18 protein-coding genes and 1 tRNA gene are annotated in these 19,488 nt (G+C 35.7%); 11 read left to right on the top strand and 8 right to left on the bottom strand.

Annotated elements, in window-relative coordinates; translation table 11 throughout:
- Positions 1 to 35: 35 nt before the first annotated feature.
- Positions 36 to 290, top strand: coding sequence for a sigma-G-dependent sporulation-specific acid-soluble spore protein CsgA (locus F7984_RS10080; RefSeq protein ID WP_066103540.1), 255 nt, complete (start codon positions 36 to 38; stop codon positions 288 to 290).
- Positions 291 to 467: 177 nt separating this feature from the next.
- On the opposite strand, the gene F7984_RS10075 is transcribed toward F7984_RS10080, so the two are convergent.
- On the bottom strand, positions 468 to 1,205 hold the full coding sequence (locus F7984_RS10075) for a cyclase family protein (protein WP_139891876.1): 738 nt from the start codon (positions 1,203 to 1,205) through the stop codon (positions 468 to 470).
- 424 nt (positions 1,206 to 1,629) lie between these two features.
- Here F7984_RS10075 and fbp point away from each other — a divergent pair, with 424 nt between their 5' ends.
- Entirely contained in the window at positions 1,630 to 3,558 is a 1,929-nt protein-coding gene (gene fbp, locus F7984_RS10070) for a fructose-1,6-bisphosphatase (RefSeq protein WP_066103543.1), read from the top strand.
- Positions 3,559 to 3,631: 73 nt separating this feature from the next.
- Here fbp and F7984_RS10065 read toward each other — a convergent pair whose 3' ends face one another.
- Positions 3,632 to 3,973 carry a hypothetical protein gene (locus F7984_RS10065; RefSeq protein WP_140461515.1) on the bottom strand — a complete coding sequence of 114 codons (342 nt, stop codon included), beginning with the start codon at positions 3,971 to 3,973 and terminating at the stop codon, positions 3,632 to 3,634.
- Positions 3,974 to 4,199: 226 nt separating this feature from the next.
- On the opposite strand from F7984_RS10065, the gene F7984_RS10060 reads away from it, so the two are divergent.
- Genes F7984_RS10060 through F7984_RS19075 form a run of 3 tightly spaced genes read left to right on the top strand, consistent with a single transcriptional unit; the run spans position 4,200 to position 6,061 of the window.
- Positions 4,200 to 4,778, top strand: a complete 579-nt coding sequence (locus F7984_RS10060; RefSeq protein ID WP_139891877.1) for a copper resistance CopC family protein — start codon at positions 4,200 to 4,202, stop codon at positions 4,776 to 4,778.
- A 3-nt stretch (positions 4,779 to 4,781) separates the two neighbouring features.
- On the top strand, positions 4,782 to 5,870 hold the full coding sequence (locus tag F7984_RS10055) for a copper resistance D family protein (protein ID WP_140461514.1): 1,089 nt from the start codon (positions 4,782 to 4,784) through the stop codon (positions 5,868 to 5,870).
- A 50-nt stretch (positions 5,871 to 5,920) separates the two neighbouring features.
- Entirely contained in the window at positions 5,921 to 6,061 is a 141-nt protein-coding gene (locus tag F7984_RS19075; RefSeq protein ID WP_192796798.1) for a hypothetical protein, read from the top strand.
- A 346-nt stretch (positions 6,062 to 6,407) separates the two neighbouring features.
- Here F7984_RS19075 and F7984_RS10050 read toward each other — a convergent pair whose 3' ends face one another.
- The 5 genes from F7984_RS10050 to F7984_RS10030 all read right to left on the bottom strand — a co-directional run bounded on the left by F7984_RS10050 (position 6,408) and on the right by F7984_RS10030 (position 9,226).
- Positions 6,408 to 6,899: a hypothetical protein gene (locus F7984_RS10050; RefSeq protein WP_140461513.1), complete on the bottom strand. Its 492-nt coding sequence runs from the start codon at positions 6,897 to 6,899 to the stop codon at positions 6,408 to 6,410.
- 6 nt (positions 6,900 to 6,905) lie between these two features.
- Positions 6,906 to 7,322: a hypothetical protein gene (locus F7984_RS10045; protein ID WP_066103550.1), complete on the bottom strand. Its 417-nt coding sequence runs from the start codon at positions 7,320 to 7,322 to the stop codon at positions 6,906 to 6,908.
- 221 nt (positions 7,323 to 7,543) lie between these two features.
- On the bottom strand, positions 7,544 to 8,143 hold the full coding sequence (locus F7984_RS10040) for a DUF6944 family repetitive protein (protein WP_066103552.1): 600 nt from the start codon (positions 8,141 to 8,143) through the stop codon (positions 7,544 to 7,546).
- A gap of 374 nt (positions 8,144 to 8,517) precedes the next feature.
- Positions 8,518 to 8,591 (bottom strand) — tRNA-Arg (locus tag F7984_RS10035).
- A gap of 146 nt (positions 8,592 to 8,737) precedes the next feature.
- Positions 8,738 to 9,226, bottom strand: coding sequence for an STAS domain-containing protein (locus tag F7984_RS10030; protein WP_066103554.1), 489 nt, complete (start codon positions 9,224 to 9,226; stop codon positions 8,738 to 8,740).
- Positions 9,227 to 10,044: 818 nt separating this feature from the next.
- Between F7984_RS10030 and F7984_RS10025 the strand changes: the two genes are divergently transcribed.
- A complete protein-coding gene (locus tag F7984_RS10025) occupies positions 10,045 to 11,352 on the top strand; it encodes a hemolysin family protein (protein WP_140461512.1) in 1,308 nt (435 codons plus the stop codon).
- 73 nt (positions 11,353 to 11,425) lie between these two features.
- Entirely contained in the window at positions 11,426 to 12,487 is a 1,062-nt protein-coding gene (locus F7984_RS10020; RefSeq protein ID WP_140461511.1) for a hemolysin family protein, read from the top strand.
- A 78-nt stretch (positions 12,488 to 12,565) separates the two neighbouring features.
- Here F7984_RS10020 and F7984_RS19070 read toward each other — a convergent pair whose 3' ends face one another.
- Positions 12,566 to 12,709: a hypothetical protein gene (locus F7984_RS19070; protein ID WP_175354252.1), complete on the bottom strand. Its 144-nt coding sequence runs from the start codon at positions 12,707 to 12,709 to the stop codon at positions 12,566 to 12,568.
- A 315-nt stretch (positions 12,710 to 13,024) separates the two neighbouring features.
- Here F7984_RS19070 and F7984_RS10015 point away from each other — a divergent pair, with 315 nt between their 5' ends.
- From F7984_RS10015 to F7984_RS10000, 4 genes are all read left to right on the top strand, one after another.
- On the top strand, positions 13,025 to 15,187 hold the full coding sequence (locus F7984_RS10015) for a DNA topoisomerase III (RefSeq protein WP_140461674.1): 2,163 nt from the start codon (positions 13,025 to 13,027) through the stop codon (positions 15,185 to 15,187).
- Between the two features lie 90 nt (positions 15,188 to 15,277).
- A complete protein-coding gene (locus F7984_RS10010) occupies positions 15,278 to 16,204 on the top strand; it encodes a manganese-dependent inorganic pyrophosphatase (protein ID WP_066103560.1) in 927 nt (308 codons plus the stop codon).
- 379 nt (positions 16,205 to 16,583) lie between these two features.
- A complete protein-coding gene (locus F7984_RS10005; RefSeq protein WP_066103561.1) occupies positions 16,584 to 17,039 on the top strand; it encodes a YueI family protein in 456 nt (151 codons plus the stop codon).
- 165 nt (positions 17,040 to 17,204) lie between these two features.
- The gene (locus F7984_RS10000) at positions 17,205 to 19,445 is read left to right on the top strand and encodes a DEAD/DEAH box helicase (protein ID WP_140461510.1); all 2,241 of its coding nucleotides are present in this window, start codon (positions 17,205 to 17,207) and stop codon (positions 19,443 to 19,445) included.
- The last annotated feature ends 43 nt before the right edge of the window (positions 19,446 to 19,488 follow it).

The following is a 19,488-nucleotide window of genomic DNA, read 5'->3' as shown; positions in this document are numbered from 1 at the left end:
AAGGAATAACTACTATTCATTAAGGAGTGTACTTTATGAACCAGTCATTAGGATATGTGAAGGAAATTTTATCAGCACATACGGAGGACAGCAAAGTTGGCAAGCATATTTATAATATGATTTCTGACGGAAATTACGACAGCGGAGAACAGTTTGTCAGAGATTTATCAGTGGGTGAAAGTCACTACCTAAATAGGGTTTTACAAAATGCCATTGCTTATTCAAACCAAGAGCAGGACGAAGAACGATCCAAGCATTTAAATGAGATTTATGAGTTGTTGTTTGTTTGAAGAATTTTTATTTCGCACGACTTCAAGATTACAAAATCAAGCTTTGCTGACATCATACGTTTCAGGGAGAAGGCAGAACGATTCAATTATTCCAGAGACACTATATAAGATTTATTTACTAAAAATTGCTCAAGAAGAAAGGAGGTGCATAGCAACTCCTTTTTTATATTTGTCCTATCAAGGCAAAATAGAGAACGAACGTACTGGGAAGCCTGACGCTTTTTCAGGTTTCGGTACGATATTAAAGATGATAGCTCCTTTAGGAGGCAACTTGTCCAGGTTTTTCATGAGTTCAATTTGATACGTATCCTGAGAAAGTACATAATATTCGCCTCTAAGTTCCCCATTTTTACGGAAGTCAATAGCTGAATCGGTGTCAAAGGTTTCATGGCCAATAGCTTTGATTCTTCGTTCTTCAAACAAAAATTTCAACGCTTCATAGCCCCAGCCAGGGATATGATTATGGCCTTCCTCATCTTTGTTGGAGAAGGCCTCTTTGTCTGGCCAGCGCTTGCTCCAGTCGGTGCGCAAAGCCACAAATGTATTTGCCTCAATTGTTCCGTGTTCTGTTTCAAAATCTAAAATATCATGGATGGTGAGTGTGAAATCAGGATTCTTCGCCGCCTCTTTTGATTTGTCAATCACAATCAAGGGCAACACAAGCTCCTTTAGTTCCAATTCGTCCAAATACCGGGTGTCTGGCACGAAATGAATGGGAGGATCAATATGGGTTCCATATTGACCAGCGAACGAATAACGCTGTGCCATGAATCCGTCTTCATGAGTAAATAAAGTATCAATCTGTGCGTCATCAAACATAAAGAAATGAGGGGAATCTGGTCCAAATGTATGAGTGAGGTCCACCCACTCCTTAGATTTCAAGATATTAAGTACCTGCAACAGATTGTTTACCATCTACTCAGCCTCCATAATTTTCAATTTTCAAATAATTATTATATACTTTATCATAGAGGTGTAACGGCAACAAGCTCTCCCTTTAAAAAGAATATCAGGTATGATATTTTTTATTACTTTTGCAATAGTTAATATCATTACAGATAAGAGAATGGTTAATGAATTGAGCATGATTTTTACCAATAGTGAAATAGAATTATTCATTCTTAAAAAACTTATCCCGGTCAAAGTTATTATTGCAAACCAGTGACGGTTTTACTATTAGAAATTTAAAAAATCTGTATTCAACTATTGGTTAAATAAATTATAATTAAATTACTATATTCGCTAATTCGGGGAATTTACAAATGCATTCGCTTTCCCCTTTTATTAATTAGATCCAATCGATTAGATTGATAGAAATATCGAAAGGGGATACTTATATTTGAATTCAAAATACCTGGACTTACTCGTCCAAAAATATGATTGTGAAGAAAAAGTAGTAACAGAAATTATTAATTTGGAAGCCATCCTTAACCTACCGAAGGGGACAGAACATTTTGTCAGTGATTTACATGGGGAGTATCAAGCTTTTCAACATGTACTGAGAAACGGTTCCGGGAATGTAAAACAAAAAATCAAAGACTTGTTTCAAGATGTTTTATTAGAAAAAGAAATTAATGAATTTGCGACATTAGTTTATTATCCTGAAGAGAAATTAAAGTTAATTAAAAATCAATTTGATAATAAAGAAGAATTGAATCAATGGTATATCGTTATTATTGAGCGGATGATGAGACTTATTTCTCATGCTTCATCCAAATATACCCGTTCGAAATTAAGAAAAGCATTGCCAAAGCAGTTTGAATTTATTATCGAAGAACTGCTGTACAAAACGAATCAAGCAAATAAGGAAAAATATTATAATGAAATTGTTGAGCAAATCATCTCCTTAGGCCAAGCTGATAAACTCATAACAGGTCTTGCCTATACAACTCAGAGATTGGTTGTCGATCATCTTCATGTTGTTGGCGATATATATGACCGTGGACCTGAACCTGATAAAATCATGGAAACTCTAATCAATTATCATTCGGTTGATATTCAGTGGGGTAACCACGATGTACTTTGGCTAGGTGCTTATTCTGGTTCATTGGTTTGTCTTGCTAATATTATTCGTATTTGTGCAAGGTATGACAATCTCGATATTATTGAAGATGTGTATGGAATCAATTTGAGGCCTTTGTTAACTCTGGCTGAGAAATACTATGATGACAATCCGGCTTTCAGACCAAAGGTACATTCAGATCAGAAACTATCTAGTCATGAAAAATTACAAATAACGAAAATTCATCAAGCAATTGCGATGATTCAATTCAAACTCGAAATGCCTATAATAAAGAGACGTCCGTGCTTTAATATGTCAGATAGGCTTTTATTAGAGAAAATTGATTATGATAAAAATGAAATAACGATTTATGGGGAGACTTACCCTCTTGAAAACACTTGCTTTGCCACGGTTAATCCCGAACAGCCTGAACAGTTATTAGAGGAAGAACAGCAGGTTATGGAAAAGTTATTATTCTCAGTTCAGAATTCAGAAAAGCTCGCGAGACATATGAATTTCCTTATGAAGAAAGGAAGCCTTTATTTAAAATATAACGGGAACCTATTAATACATGGGTGTATTCCTTTAGATGAAGAAGGAAATATGGAGAAGATGACCGTCGATAATAACACCTATTCAGGTCGTGAGTTACTTGATGTTTTTGAGCAATATTTACGTTATTCTTTTGCACATCCTGAAGAGTCGGGTGATCTTGCGACGGATATGGTCTGGTATTTATGGACGGGAGAATATTCGTCACTCTTTGGAAAAAGAGAAATGACAACTTTTGAGAGGTACTTTATTAAGGACAAGTCAACCCATAAAGAAAGAAAGAATCCATACTATCATTTACGCGAGAATGAAGAAATTTGTCGCAAAATACTAGCTGATTTTGATCTGGATCCTGACACAGGTCATATCATAAATGGCCATACACCAGTTAAAGAAATAGAGGGAGAAAATCCAGTTAAGGCAAATGGAAAAATGATCGTAATTGATGGAGGTTTCTCCAAAGCATACCAATCAACTACAGGCATAGCAGGATATACATTGCTATATAATTCTTACGGTATGCAATTGGTCGCCCATAAGCATTTTAATTCAAAGGAAGATGTCTTACTTAACGGGACAGATGTTTTATCAATAAAAAGATTGGTAGATAAAGAATTAAAACGGAAAAAGGTTAGAGAAACCAATATTGGAGAGAAAATAATTCAGGAAATTTCAATATTAAATAGTTTAAGGGAATATCGCTATATGGATTGATAGCAGCTTGTACTTAAAAAACAGGAACAGTGTTCCTGTTTTTTTTGTTTCAGCAAAATCAATATGGTTAACTTTATACTTCATGTATCGGTCTTCCAAATGTGTTTATACCTATATTCTTTAATTGCTTTTCTAAATGTTCTGGCTTCACTTTCCCGTTCTCTTGGCAGTAAGTTGGATAGTAATAAGGTGAGGCGACATGTGCGTCTAAATTCAGCCACACTGTACGATAGATATTGTGTACATCTCTTACGGGTAAAAATTCTCCGCTTTCCAATTCCACATCATCATCTACACCATATTCGAACCGGCAACAAGAACATATTTCAAAAGAACCCACTTGTAACTGTTTGGAATCATAATAAGCGGGTTCATCAAGCCCTTTATGACCGTATACGGGGCAAATATATTTCATAGTTTATAATCTCCTTGTTAATTGTGTGACTTCTAAATAAAGGTAAATGACTTCTTTGTTTTCTTTATTTCCTATATTATAGTGAGGGGTTCCTTAAATTATCAAACCTATTGTAATCTATAATTTACAAATAAGTCTGAATACGCTTATCTTATTATTTGGGATACATGTAAACTTTGCAATAATTAGAATTGATTTCAAGAAATTACGAACAGGGGGAAATGTTTTGAAGAAAATTATACTAATCATCGCAGTACTGTTAATGGTTTCTTTTGTACCTGATGCTTTTGCGCATTCTCATTTAGAGAGTTCTACACCTAGTGACGGAGAAGTTATTTCAGAAGAGTTACGTGAAATAACATTAATATTTAGTGGGAAAATTGAACAAGGCAGTACTTTTAAACTATTGGATTCCAAGGAACAAGCTGTTTCAGTTGAAAATATTACGATCACGGACACTGAAATTACAGGAACAATTCCTGTTAGTTTGATAAATGGAAATTATGTTGTTGATTGGAATATTATTAGTGCAGATGGCCATCAAATGGAAGGGGAGTTTTCATTCGAGGTGAAAATTGCTGAGACTGAATCTCCACTAGCTAATAACGATGAGGAAGAACAAGTGAGTAAAAATGTAGAAAATCATGAAGGAAATCAAGATGGTTTAAATGAACAGGATTCGAATGAAAATGTTGCTAATGATCAAACAGAAAATGATATATCATCCAATCTCGTTCCTATTATTATCGGTGTTTTAATAGTCACTATTATAATCACCTTTATTGCATTAAGGAGAAAAAAATAAACAATGTCCTCTGTAATTTTTAGCGAAGTTGCCCTATATCTTTGTCTTTCCATATTAATGGGCAGTTTTATTCTATCCATTGTTCCAAACCATCATCGGCCTAGCATATCTGTAGGAAAGAAATATATGATCTTAGCTGCCATTGGTGTTGGATTATTTTCTTTTTCACCCGTACTCATTCGAATCTTGAACTTACAGCAAAGAGTAGACTGGCAGGGGAGAATACAAACGGTACTATTAACGTTCGAAATTGGCAAGGCATGGATTTTTACAACTATTGTGATGTTAATTTTACTCCTGTTTATTGTTAAATTTCACCAAAGAGAAGATTCTAAATACTCTTGGATTGGATGTATTTTAACCATTCTTTTGATTATGGGCCTTGCTTGGTCCAGTCATGCACGTACATCGGAACAGATCATCGGTTTTTTAACTCATTTTGTGCATGTTACTGCTGTAACGGTCTGGGTTGGTATTCTATTTGTTATAAGTTGGTTCTCAAAAAATCAAGAGAATTGGCTGCAGTTTTTGCGATGGTTTACCCCAATCGCAATTAGTTGTGTCCTAGTGACAGCTGCTTCAGGAATAGTCCTTATGACATTTGTTATAGATCTATCGCAATATCTAAATTCTTGGATGGTTGATTATGGACAATTTTTATTGATAAAACATATTCTTATTATGGTGCTGCTTGCCTACGCTTTCGTTAATGGCATACTCATTCGACGGAGGTTAAGGGAGGACGAAACCTTTAATCCAGTTCCCTGGGTGAAAGCCGAAAGTATAGTAGCACTACTGATTTTTTCGGCAACTGCTGCAATGAGCCAGCAATCACCGCCAAGTGCAGGTACATTGGAACATGAAGGATTATCTTTTCTATTCGAACTCTTTTATCAAGGTCAGTATTATTCAGGAATGGATGTTCAGATGAGTGTAAATTCAATCAGTATCTTACTTATTACTATTGCTTTTCTATTTTTAGCCTTGCTATTTTATGCGTTTATTAAAAAAGCTTCATCAATGATCACATTAGTGCTTAGTATCTTCTTTGTCCTTTCAAGCTATTTGGCTTTGATCATGAGTGTTAGTTAAAAGGGAATTATTATAAATTTTTCCGTAGGTTTTAAGTTAGCGATTATAAAATGAGTTTATTTTTAACAAAATGGGTGCCATTCATGAATGGATTGGCCTTTTTCTATATAAGGAATATATGTCGATGTACGGGCTACGCTGAAATTGAAAAAGCGATTAAATCGGTGATTAAACGTGAAGCAATAGAGTAACGAATAACTACAAAGTATTCATAGGGTGTGGTCATCAAGCAAAAAAGATTTAATCGCTTTGCCAACTATATTTTATATTCGTTCTTACGAAACGAAAGTCAGCAGAAGCATAATGAATAGGAACGTCCTAGGCATTTATAGGACGTTTTTATTAATGAGAAATATAAAAATTATTTATGGATATATGCACAGACTATTAATTGCAATTTACTCACAACTATGCTCAAAAACATGTGGAGCTTATTGTATGGTACTATCTGAAATTATAAAGATAAGTATATAGCTGATTCGATTGTGAGGATATAGGATATATCCCATTGAGATAAAGAAACGTGTGGAAATACATTTAATTATATCTAGCATATAAAAAATTTTGTATATGACTAACTTCATTTTTTAATGAATTAACTAACGAAAATAAAGCATTCACATCATTTTGCAATAGGGTAATCTGGTTCTCGATTTTTTTAAATTGTTTGTTTTGTTCTTCCCTGTATGTTTGCTCATTCTTTTCATTTAATTCTGATTGTTTTATATCCAGAAAAGTACCGCCAATAGATACTAAATCACCAATTGTTATAGTACTTGCTCCAATTAATGCAAGGATAAAACCTAAGTTGGATTCATTGGCCTGGTCAGGGGGAAGAGAAGAATCTGCCGTATTTTCTAATTGCTCTTCTTCTTCAATTTCCTCAACTTCGCTTGCCTCAAAGCTGATGCCGAGAACTGTAAGAAGGTTACCTATTGTGACAATCATTTGGCCAAATAAATCAACCTTATCTCCAAATTCAACAGGCAAAGATTCGATAAATTGATTCTCTGAGTCCTTTTTAATCAACTCTAATCACCTACTTGATTGTAGCCTGATTTTCTCCATAACTTTTAATGTAGTTTGATTTAAATCCTCTTGAATTCTTTTTAATGATGAAAAATCTTTCTCAAGTTCTATTTCATTTAATTCAAATAAATGATCCATACTATCAGTGTTAAATACGTTGTTTAGGCAATTTAGAATCCCTTGGAAGGATGATACTAGTTGAGTATGTTCAATGACTAAAAATGAGGGAGGAATTGTATTTTCTAAACAAAGAACGCTAGTCTGTGCAACATTTACTGCATTTTTTAAATCTATATAGTATTGTTCTGGGTTTATGATTAAACCATTATCAGCAAACTGTGGATAGATTTTATTTGATATATAGACTAAGTTACCGCCGGCTAATTGAAGAGCATGCCCATATTGTTTTATAGTGTTTGCCATATCTTTTCCCCTTTGATCTATAAAGTAAGTTAAACAATATATGCCCAAAGATTAAAGAAGTTCCAAGAGTATATAATCTGGATGCCATTGTGATTACAGATGTCTTTTTTCAAATGATTAATATATGAATTGTAATATTCCACCAAATAAAAAAGGAGTTCCAATAAATCGTCAACATGACTTTTTGGAACGCCTCTATTTATAAAGAAATGCAATTTTATCTATTTATAGTATACAACTGAATTAACGGTTTGAAATTTGGAAAGATCCGACTCACTTATTGTTTGAGCGATTGCTTGGATGATAGCACCAATAGCTTGTATCCAGCTGCCTATGGAATTGAATTGCTGTCTCTTAAGACTGGTTGATGGTAAAAATCCCGCTATTACTAACATATTAATCCCAATGGTTTGTAACAAACCTCCGAATGCATTATATAGATTAGCAAGTTTAGTGATTCTTTCCAATGAATACATAAAAGACAAAACCGTGCCCAATGCTTGTCCTTCATTTCCTATATTGAATACGGTTTGTTGTGCATTTGAATCACTAAATGGAAGGATATAACCGGCCACTTCCGCAGACAAGCCGCCCGCCTGAATTATATTACCAACTTTATTTAGTGTCAGGACGCTCTCAGTGTCAACCAGGACTGTCGTAGCCGCAAGCTGAAGATTGTAACCAATTAAATTGATATCAGATGAGGCCTTATTATCGAGTGATATAGGTGGTGTATTCCCAATAGCAGTTACAATTCTGCCAAACGCGCCTACCCACATTGCACCTGTTGTAATCTGTGTTTTGGTTTCTATTTGAATCACCAACTTAATTTGTGGTTTTAGTCATACACCATCGTATTCAAATATGTAAATTTATGTTCTGCTAAATTAAATAACGAAAAATTCATGCAGCATGGTCCTATTTCCAGAATTTCTTCAAGAAGGATGTAAATAAAAGTGATGAATATGAACTTTGTTTTTTATAATAGCGAGAAATTTGAAGGAAATGTACCTACTTATATATGTAAGCATAAAAGTAATAAGTTGGGGGGCTGCCCGACCAACCGACATTGGGACACCACTAGAAATATTTCAAAATGTATAATCTCATCTATTGTTTTCGGCAGATTATCGGCAAACGTTAGACAGCTACTTTACACACAAAAAAAAGCCTTGATAAATCAAGGCTTTTCGTACGTCCCAGAGAGGATTCGAACCTCCGACCTACAGTTTAGGAAACTGTTGCTCTATCCTGCTGAGCTACTGGGACTTATGTAAGATACTTTATAATTATAATAATTTTATTACTAAAGGTCAACTTTATTAACCAATTAATATTCTAAATTAATAAATATGATTTTGTTTATTACGGAAAATGTTATAGGGTGTTAAATTCCATATCACTGAAATCTCGATCTATTTCAGTGATTCCTTTACCATAATAAGACCCTTTTCTTTCATTAAACATTCCAGTGCTGTTTTAAAGGTTGAGAATGCATGTAGTGAATTGGTAAAAGGTAATTGGGAAGAGACTAAGTCTTTTACAAATTCTGGTGATAATCCTACAACAAGGACTTGTATTCCCATCACTTTTAAGGAGGATATTAAGTTTCCTATATTCTCACCCATCAGTTCTAAATTATCACAATCTTTTAGAACGAAACCGGAAAAATCAAGTACAATGGAATCGATTTCTGAGTTGTTTACATAATTTAATATGATTTGAATAACCTGATCAAAGTAGGCTACTGAAACATCAAAAGTTAAAGGAACAAGTAATGTGTCGGGTATGATGGAAGCGATCATCGGGACTGAAACTTTACGGTCCTTAGCTTCCAACTCCCTGACTTTCTCGGTTAAATCATTTATTTGCTTAAGAAGTAATTCTTTTTCGTTAGTCTCCATCTTCAACCTCGCTTATATAAAATATATACATTGACTTCAGGTATATTATTGTTTAATTCGGTAGTAACACAAGTAAATCCTTTATTTTTAAAAAAACTTCGAAATTAAACCGACTGATAAGAATACTATATATAAGGGTGGATTGTTTAGACCTAGAGTTTACATCTACACAGTATAAAAATATTTTTAGAGTGCTGCTAAAGATTCTGTAGAGTTATATATTTGCATTTACGTATACAAAAAACTATAAACCCAATAATAATTTTGAAATGGATATTTTTATAGGATTATCTAAATTATAAACAAATAAAGGTTTATTGCCTTTTTATTAGGATTGTTTAGTACTCAAAGGATGTTATTTTAATAAAATATGTGAAAGTTTTTTGAACTTTTAGATGAGGTTTATTATATTCATAAGTGGTTTCATTTTATATTATCATTAGTTTTATGTTATAGTTTTTCCTAACTATATTATTCAAGGAGGCTTACTTGATAGAAGGTGAAAGGCTTAGAATGATAATCCAATGCAACAGACTCCTTTTAAAGATGTTTTTCAATAGAGAAGGATCTTCCGCTTAACTCTTCTTGAATCGTGTCCTACCATGGTAAGGAAGGATAACGATTAATTTCTACTTTTAATTATATTTTCACCCAATTTGAGAGCATATAACATTCTCGGTTTGGTCTTTTGCATGCAGAAGAGTATTTAGAGATTATAAGGATGTAACCAAAACTAATAACAAAACGTAAAAAACTATGAAACTAGTAAAAATTTTTAAAAATAATTTGGAGGTGAATCCCTCTTAAGAGGGAAATAATTGGACATAACCACGATAATCAATCTTGTTTTACTTGTAGTACTAATAGGAGCCTCAGGGTTCTTTGTAGCATCTGAGTTTGCGGTAGTGAAAATTCGGATGTCCCGTATTGATCAATTAATTTCAGAAGGAAACAAAAAAGCAGTGCTTGCGAAAAAAGTAGCAAGTGACCTCGATTACTATCTTTCTGCCTGTCAGCTTGGTATTACCGTAACCACTTTAGGACTTGGTGCACTGGGTAAACCAGCGGTGGAAGGTCTATTGTATCCTTTGTTTAATCTTTTTAATGTGTCTGATGCTGTTGCATCAGCATTGTCCTATGCGATTGCATTTATACTGGTTACTTTCTTGCATGTTGTAGTGGGGGAAATGGCACCAAAAACGCTTGCGATCCAATTTGCCGAAAAACTCACACTAATGCTTGCGCCGCCTTTATATTGGTTTGGCAGAGTGCTGTCACCATTCATTAAAGCTTTAAATGGGACATCGAGGGTCATTCTTCGTGCATTTGGAGTCAAACCTGCTGGACATGAAGAGGCATATTCTGAGGAAGAACTAAAGATTATTATGACCCAAAGCTACCAGGGCGGGGAAATTGATCAAACGGAATTGGAATACATGGAAAACGTGTTTTCGTTTGATGAACGTGTAGCCAAGGATATAATGGTTCCAAGAACTGAATTGGTTACACTTGATTTGAATATGAATTATGATGAAATCGTGAGTATTATTGATGAACATAACTACACACGTTATCCGGTTGTTGAAGATGGGGATAAAGACAAGATTGTCGGTGTAGTGAATGTGAAAAAAATGCTGACCCATATTGCTGCCAAAAGAGAACGTAAACTTGAAGAATTTGTTAGAGACTTGCCTTATGTTCTTGAAGCCACCCATATACAGGATGCACTGTTGAAAATGCAACAGGAACGGGTACACATGGCTTTAGTCATTGATGAATACGGAGGCACTTCAGGTATTCTTACGATGGAAGATGTTCTGGAAGAAATTGTAGGAGAGATCCGCGATGAGTTTGACGCTGATGAAGTGGCCGATATCCGTAAAGTCGGAGAAAACCAATATATGATTAATGGACGAGTCCTTTTGAGTGAGATGGAGGAATTGTTTGGTCTCGAGTTTGAGGACAGTGAAGATATAGATACAGTCGGAGGCTGGATCCAATATCAAAAAATTGATACTGTTCAAAATGGAGATTCATTGGAGCATGGTAAGCATCTATGGACTGTCAAGGAAATGGATAACCACCAAATTAAACAAGTATTGTTTACTCAAAAGGTTAAGAAATAATCAAAAGGAATTATTGGAACAACAAATTTTTTTACTATTCTTGGAGGTGAATCCCCCTTTAAGGGGGAAATAATTGGACGGATCAATCGCATTAAATTTATTTTTAGTAGCTATATTTATTGGGCTCACTGCATTCTTTGTTGGTGCTGAATTTGCCATTTTGAAAGTAAGGATGTCCAGAATTGAACAATTGATTTCTGAAGGCAACAAAAAGGCGGTTCTTGCCAAAAAAGTTGCAGAAAATCTAGACTATTACCTGTCAGCATGTCAGTTGGGTATTACGGTTACAGGATTAATATTAGGTGCGTTGGGGGAACCAACAGTCGAAAAAATGCTCCATCCTGTATTTGATGAATGGGGAATATCAGAATCAGTATCTACTGTCCTGTCCTATGTAATCGCTCTTAGCATCGTTACGTTCTTACATGTTGTTATAGGTGAACTTGCTCCTAAAACATTGGCTATCCAATTTGCAGAAAGATTATCCTTGCTTTTATCGCCGCCACTATATTGGTTCGGAAGAGTTACAAAACCTTTTATTAATGCATTAAATGGTTCTGCACAATATATCCTTCGAATTTTTGGTGTACAGCCTGCTGGACATGATACAGTCCATTCGGAGGAAGAATTGAAACTAATTGTCACTCAAAGTTATGAGAGTGGAGAGATTAATCAAACTGAACTGGCTTATCTAGAGAACATCTTTGCATTTGATGAACGTATTTTAAAAGATATTATGATTCCAAGAAATCAAATTGTCACTTTGGATAAGCAAATGTCTCTTGAAGAAATTCTTGAAACGCTTGATCGCTATGAATATACCCGCTACCCTGTTACGGAAAATAGCGATAAAGATCTTCTGGTTGGATTTATTAACACAAAAGAAATGCTAACAAATATAGCAGCTGGACGTGAAAGACCAATTCAGGATTTTATTCATGATATGCCGCGTTTGAAATCAACTACTCATATCAAGGATGTATTATTAAAAATGCAGCAGAGTCGGATGCACATGGCAATCGTTGTAGATGAAAAAGGCACTATAGCCGGCTTGGTCACGATGGAAGACATACTAGAAGAAATCGTCGGAGAAATTAAAGATGAATATAATGGAGATGAACTGCCTGCAACTTAATGGCAAGTTCGTTCAATAGTATGTAGAAGGAGGAGGCTGTCCGTTGAGTCGTTTGTAAGACTTTTCGGAGCCTCTTTTTTATGCATTTAAATAGTGGAATACTGCTTGTTTTAAGTAATTATACTGAGAGTCATTGGTGTCCGAAGACCATTTAGAGCTTGATTTTAAAGACCATGAGTTAAGCAATGCCTTCTTTATTTGAGGAAGATGCTCAGTCTCCATACAAATACCTCCTTTATTTAATCTGATCTATTAGTAATGTCCTCAAAACTTTTATCTATAAAATAGCCTAAATTTCGGTAAAAAGTTAATAGTAAATGAGTTACGAAGATATATATGCTTTTTAAATATACTCTAATCAATTAAAGTTATCCATCAATTACCAGTTTAAACTTTTCAGAAACCTTGTAGTAAAATAGAAGTATCTTTAAAAAAATAATAAAAATGATACTATTAGCAAGTGGACTTTTTTAATTAGATTCTTAAGCTAAAGTAATGAACAAATTTTCATAGAAGGAGTTTGACCTGAAAATGGGAATCCCATTGATTATTGCGGAGAAACCGGATCAAGGAGTTACACTGGCATCTCCATTCTCTTTCAAAAAAAGGGACGGGTATTTAGAGATTGCTCCTAATGAAGTATTTCCGGAAGGGGCATTATGTTCATGGGCCATCGGACATTTAACCGAATTATCCTCACCGGAGAAATATAAACCGGAGTGGAAAAGATGGGCTATTGCCACATTGCCAATAATCCCTGATAAATTTACATATGAAGTAACAAAATCAAAAACGAAGCAATTTAACATTATCAAGCAATTATTGAAGCGACCAGATGTCGAATCAATTATTCATGCAGGTGATGCTGGGAGGGAGGGTGAATTAATCGTACGCAATATTATTGCGGTGAGCGGCGTTCGTAAACCGATGAAGCGTTTATGGGTCTCTTCTTTAACGAAAAAATCCATATTAGAAGGATTTAACAGCCTCCGTGACAGCCAGGAAACCATACCTCTCTATCATGAAGCCTATACAAGATCGTGTGCAGATTGGCTTGTTGGCATGAATGCATCAAGAGCCTATTCCTTGCTGCTTAAACAAAAAGGGATGAATGATGTATTCTCTGCAGGAAGAGTACAGACACCTACACTAGCTTTAATAGTGAAACGGGAATTGGAGATTGAAAAATTTGAATCTAAGCCATTTTGGGAAGTCATTGCTACGTTTGATATAAATGGGCAGACTTATGAAGGAAAATGGGAAAAGGATCAGGAGTCCAGACTGGATAAGCAGGAGATGGCTCAAAATATTGCAGCTTTTTGTAAAAATAAAGATGCGAAAATTATAGAAATGAAGACGGAGCGTAAAGAATTCCAGCCGCCCTTATTATTTAATTTATCGGCCTTACAGGCAACCGCCAATAAAATGTATAAGTACTCACCAAAACAAACGCTGGATATCACGCAAAAACTGTATCAAAAGGGAATTGTCTCTTATCCGCGGAGTGATTCAAACTACGTGACTAAAGGAGAGGCGGAAACATTCCCGGAGATCCTATCGAAACTTGCTCAGTTCGAGGAATATAAATCATTCATACCCGTTCCAAACGAATCCATTATCAATAACTCTAGGTTTGTTAATGAAAAGAAAGTATCGGATCACTATGCGATTATTCCTACTGAACAGGTGACGAATCCAGCCAAGCTTTCAGGAGAAGAAAGGAATATCTATGATTTAATTGTGCGTCGTTTGATTGCTGCTCACTATGAATCAGCCATATTTGACTATACAACCCTCATAACATTAGTTGATGGAAGAGCAGAGTTCATTTCAAAAGGAAAGCAGCAAATACGAGAAGGCTGGCGACAAATTATTTTCCAGCAAGAAAAGGATGAAGATACCATCCTTCCGAATGTCCAAAAAGATGATGAAGGTAAAGTGAAAAGCGTTAAAGTAAAAGAAGGAAAAACGCAACCGCCTAAACGATATACCGAGGGACAATTAATTACGTTAATGAAAACGGCCGGTAAGCATCTTGATAATGAAGAACTCGAAAAAGTGCTAATGAAATCAGAAGGACTGGGAACGGAAGCAACAAGAGCGGGAATTATTACGATGCTGAAGGATAGAAAATATATAGATGTTAAAAAGAATCAAGTATTTGCGACTGATAAAGCGAAAGTGTTGATCAGAGCGATAGGCGACGAGATATTGGCTTCACCTGAAATGACAGCTAAATGGGAGCAGCGCTTGGCCGAAATCGGGCAAGGGAAAGCATCAGCTGCTCAATTTATGGAGCAGACAAAGAAATTAACGGGGAAGATTATTGAGGATGCTGTAAAAGGCTTTGAAACCTGGGATTTTACAGGATTAAAGGTTGAAACGATTGAACGTACCTCTTCTAAGTTTACAACAGGGAAAAAGGTAGGCGCCTGTCCGCTGTGTAAAGGGGATATAGTCGATAAGGGTGAATTTTATGGATGTGCGAATTATAAGCAAAACCAGTGTAAATTTACATTTTCGAAAAAAATCCTTGGAAAAAAGATTTCCCAAACCAATATGCAGAAATTATTAAAAGATGGGAAAACCAATGTCATAAAAGGGTTTAAAAAAGGAGAAAAATCATTTGACGCGGCGATTGAATGGAAGGACGGTAAAATTAATTTCCTGTTTTCAAATGAAATTGCTCCAAAAACTTAAAAATTTTTGTGCATTCAGGTATAATGGTCGAAGAAGTTTCCATTTGCGCTGGTAAATGGAGTACATATTATATTAAGGGAGTTTTTGTAAATGAGTAAAGTATTGATTTTTGGACATAAAAATCCAGATACTGACACAATTTGTTCAGCAATCGCTTATGCTGAATTAAAAAAAGAGTTGGGTGTTGAAGCAGAACCGATTCGACTTGGTGCGATTAATGGTGAAACACAATATGCACTTGATACATTTAAAGTGGCAGCTCCCCGTTTGGTTGAGAAGGTTGCGGAAGAAACACAGGAAGTTATTCTTGTAGACCACAATGAAAGACAGCAAAGTGCGGATGATATCGATCAGGTTCGAGTATTAGAGGTTATTGATCACCACCGTATTGCAAATTTCGAAACAGCTGATCCATTGTATTACCGTGCTGAGCCGGTTGGATGTACAGCAACCATTTTAAATAAGCTATACAAAGAAAACGGAATTCAAATCAAAAAAGAAGTAGCTGGCTTAATGTTATCCGCTATTATTTCTGATTCTTTATTATTTAAATCTCCAACTTGCACGGAGCAAGATGTTGCTGCTGCAAAAGAATTGGCTGAAATAGCTGGTGTTAATGCAGAAGAATACGGATTGGAAATGTTAAAAGCTGGAGCAGATTTAAGCAAGAAAACTATTGCAGAATTAATTTCTTTGGATGCTAAAGAGTTCTCCATGGGCACATCAAAAGTGGAAATTGCACAAGTGAATGCAGTTGATACAAACGATGTAATGGCGAAGCAAGCTGAACTCGAAGCAGCTATGCAGGCAGCTATTAATGAAAAGGGTCTGGATTTATTTCTATTAGTTGTAACAGATATCCTAACAAATGATTCTGTTGCCCTTGCTATTGGTGATAAAGCTGCAGCTGTTGAAAAAGCTTTCCATGTAACATTGGTAAATAATACAGCTGTTCTAAAAGGGGTTGTTTCCCGTAAGAAACAGGTAGTTCCAGCATTAACAGAAGCATTATCGTAAATTTTACTTGCAAAATTTCTGGCATGATGTTATATTAATATATGCGATGAGCTGAATTGTGTAAGTCGAGCACATACCTTATGGTACACACTATGTGGAGTGTGGTGACTCGCCTCAATTTTTTCGAACAAGGCACCTGTTTTTAACAGGTGCCTTTTTATATATTCATATCCAGAGTGTCGATTGGACATATCAATAATGGTACACAAATAGCGAGCTTTAAAATACATAATGCAGGCAGATCAATCAAAAAATAGTAAAGATAATAATCAGGTTTTCCGAATAGGGAATCGTTGAGAAGGCATTTAACCAAACTAATACATAAGCTCAAGTTAAGAACGATTTACATATGTTAATTAGTATTCAAGGAGGAAATAAAATGAATAAGAAAACAGTAGATGATTACTTACAGGAAGGGATACATGGCGTTAAAGAAATAAAGCCTGCTGAACGGAAAGAATTTCTTGGGAGCTTACGTGAACGTGTGGTTGTCGCATTAACACAGGCTCAGGTTTTTCAAAAACAAATCCCACATGGATTTATTGACCTATTGAAAAAAAATAAGGGCGCTAAGCTTTATTTAAATGGCCACATTAATTATTCCCATCTATCGAAATTCGTTAAAGCAGCAGATGAACATGGGATTCAATTTAAAATCGTGACCAATAAAGACTATAATTCACCTAATGGTTTGGTATTGGCCTATGATCATGCAATTAATAACGATAACATTACATTAGAAGAACCGGCACAGGAAGAAACTAATACTGAGGAGACAGAAAAAAAGACAGGTTTTTTTGAATCACTTAAGCAACTCTTTACAAAAAAATCATAAACAAAATGTCATAACTGTGCACCCCTTAATACGAGAAACAATACGGTGTCTGGATGCATGTTTCGGTTAGGTGAGTATGTGCCATCGACTATTCTAGTTTTAGTTTGTATGGTATAGTTATCAAATTAGAGATAATTTAGGTTTATGATTTGAGGGGCACAAAGAATGAATTCAACACAAGAGTATATTGAAGAATGGCAGGAAGCACTTGAAGAAGAGATTCAGTATTTAAAAAAATATGGAAGTACCCGCTATCACCTGATGAATGGCAATAAGATTATGTCAGGTGATTCTTTTACGTACTATTTTGAGTCATCCAGTATTTTGCGTATACCTGTTGGAACGATTGCTAAGCTGGAATGGGGCGGGAGTCGGTTTGATGCCAGAATCCTATCCTCTGAGGGCAATAGTTTGCTTCTGTCTCTTGAACAATCAATAGGTGAATTGATTGAAGAGGCTACGATTTATCATGACCCATGGGAACTTTTAGATCAGCTGATTGAAAGACTGGATGATATCAGGAAAAGTAAGCGGAAAAGAAGTCGGGTTAAACGGATCATGGAGCCTTCCATGCCTGATAAACGAACGGACAAAACAAGTAAAAGCGCGGTACGCGAATTATATGCCAGATCAAAATATAACCCGGTCACATATGTTTGGGGACCGCCTGGTACAGGAAAAACGTATACTTTAGCACGAACGGCAGCCAATAAATATTTTAAAAAGAAACGTATATTAGTTCTCTCTCACAGTAATCAGGCTGTGGATGTCCTGCTTGCCGAAATTACGGCATTTGTTAAACGAGCGGATCGTTTTCATGAAGGAGATATTTTACGTTACGGCTCTCAAACTGGTGAGGGTCTTCTGATGCATGGGGATATATTGCCGGCTAAATTATTGGAAAGTCATGATGGACATTTAGTGAAGGAAAGGGATTCGATTAATGAAGAAAAGAAACTGCTAAAAAAAGATCTGTCTCTGTCTTTTAGCGTACGTGACTCGGAGCAGCTTCTTGACCTTGAAAAAAAACTGGGCAGAATCTTAGAGAAAATAAGGCAAAAAGAAATTCATTTAGTCAAAAATGCCTTCATTGTTGGGACTACCTTGGCGAAAGCAGCAATGGACCCGAGTATTTTTGAACAAGAGTATGATCTAGTTATCATTGATGAAGCCAGTATGGCCTTTATCCCGCAAATTGCCTTTGCCGGCGCACTTGCCAAGCGTTGTATTATTTGTGGGGATTTTAAGCAATTACCTCCTATTGCGGTTTCGAGGGGAGAGCTTGTAGACCGCTGGCTGAAGGAGGACATCTTCCATCGTACCGGTGTTGCTGATATTGCACGTGGGGGAAAACTTCATACTCATTTGTTTTTATTAAAGGAACAGAGGAGAATGCATCCGGATATCTCCGCTTTTACGAACCAATATGTTTATAATTCACTGGTTGGCGATCATCCAAGTGTTCATATAAATAAAAAAGATATCGTTTCAAAGACACCTTTTGTAGATCGTGCTTCCGTACTGTTAAATACGAGCTTCACAGGGGAACACTGCTTTACGGGCACTTCCTCTGGTTCTAGAATGAATTTGATGAATCTATTGTTATCCTTTCAGGTTATTCATGAAGCCTACAGCAATGGGAGTAAATCAATCGGTTATGCAACCCCTTATCGTGCGCAGGCACAATTGATGGAAACATTAATTAAAGATCTATATGAGGAAGAGAACGGCCTGCATGATATATTGGCTGCCACTGTCCATCGTTTCCAGGGAAGTGAACGGGAAGTAATGGTATTTGATAGTGTAGATAGTTATCCGCAAAATCGGGCAGGGATGCTTTTAACGGGCAGGGAAAGTGAACGGCTGTTAAATGTTGCAATTACCAGAACAAAAGGGAAACTGATTCATGTCAGCGATGTGGAGTTTATAGAATCAAAAGTTTCGCATACAAAAACTCTTCATCAGCTCGTTCAATATCAAATGAAACGGAATCAAATGGTCAATATGGATCAAATAGGCAAATGGATTGCCAACCATCATCCAAAATTACAATGGATTTATGCAAGAAATTTGGAAGGGTTCTATCAGGATTTAAAAAAAGCCCAATCTTCCATTATCCTTTCCTTGCCAAATTCCAGTGTGTTATCATCGGATTTTGTTCAAAGAGTGAAGACGAGGAACTCAAGAACAAGACTGATGATGTATTCTCCAGATTCCCATTCCTATTTGGATCCGGATATCCATCTTCAGAATGGGCCAAGCTTCACATTTGTCATCCTTGACCAAAAAGTATTGTGGTTGGGGGTTCCTCTTGAAGCCAATAAACGTGTTCATCCGCCATACATTGGAATTCGATTGGAATCCGAAGCATTTATCAATCAATTTCTCCAGCAATTGCCTAAATAAATTGTCGGAATTTTAGTTGCTATTTTCACATATAAGATTTATA

The organism is Pradoshia sp. D12 (assembly GCF_008935075.1).
Classification (GTDB): Bacteria; Bacillota; Bacilli; order Bacillales; family Pradoshiaceae; genus Pradoshia.
Note: the sequence above shows the minus strand (reverse complement) of the source record. Positions and strands in the feature narration are given on the sequence as shown.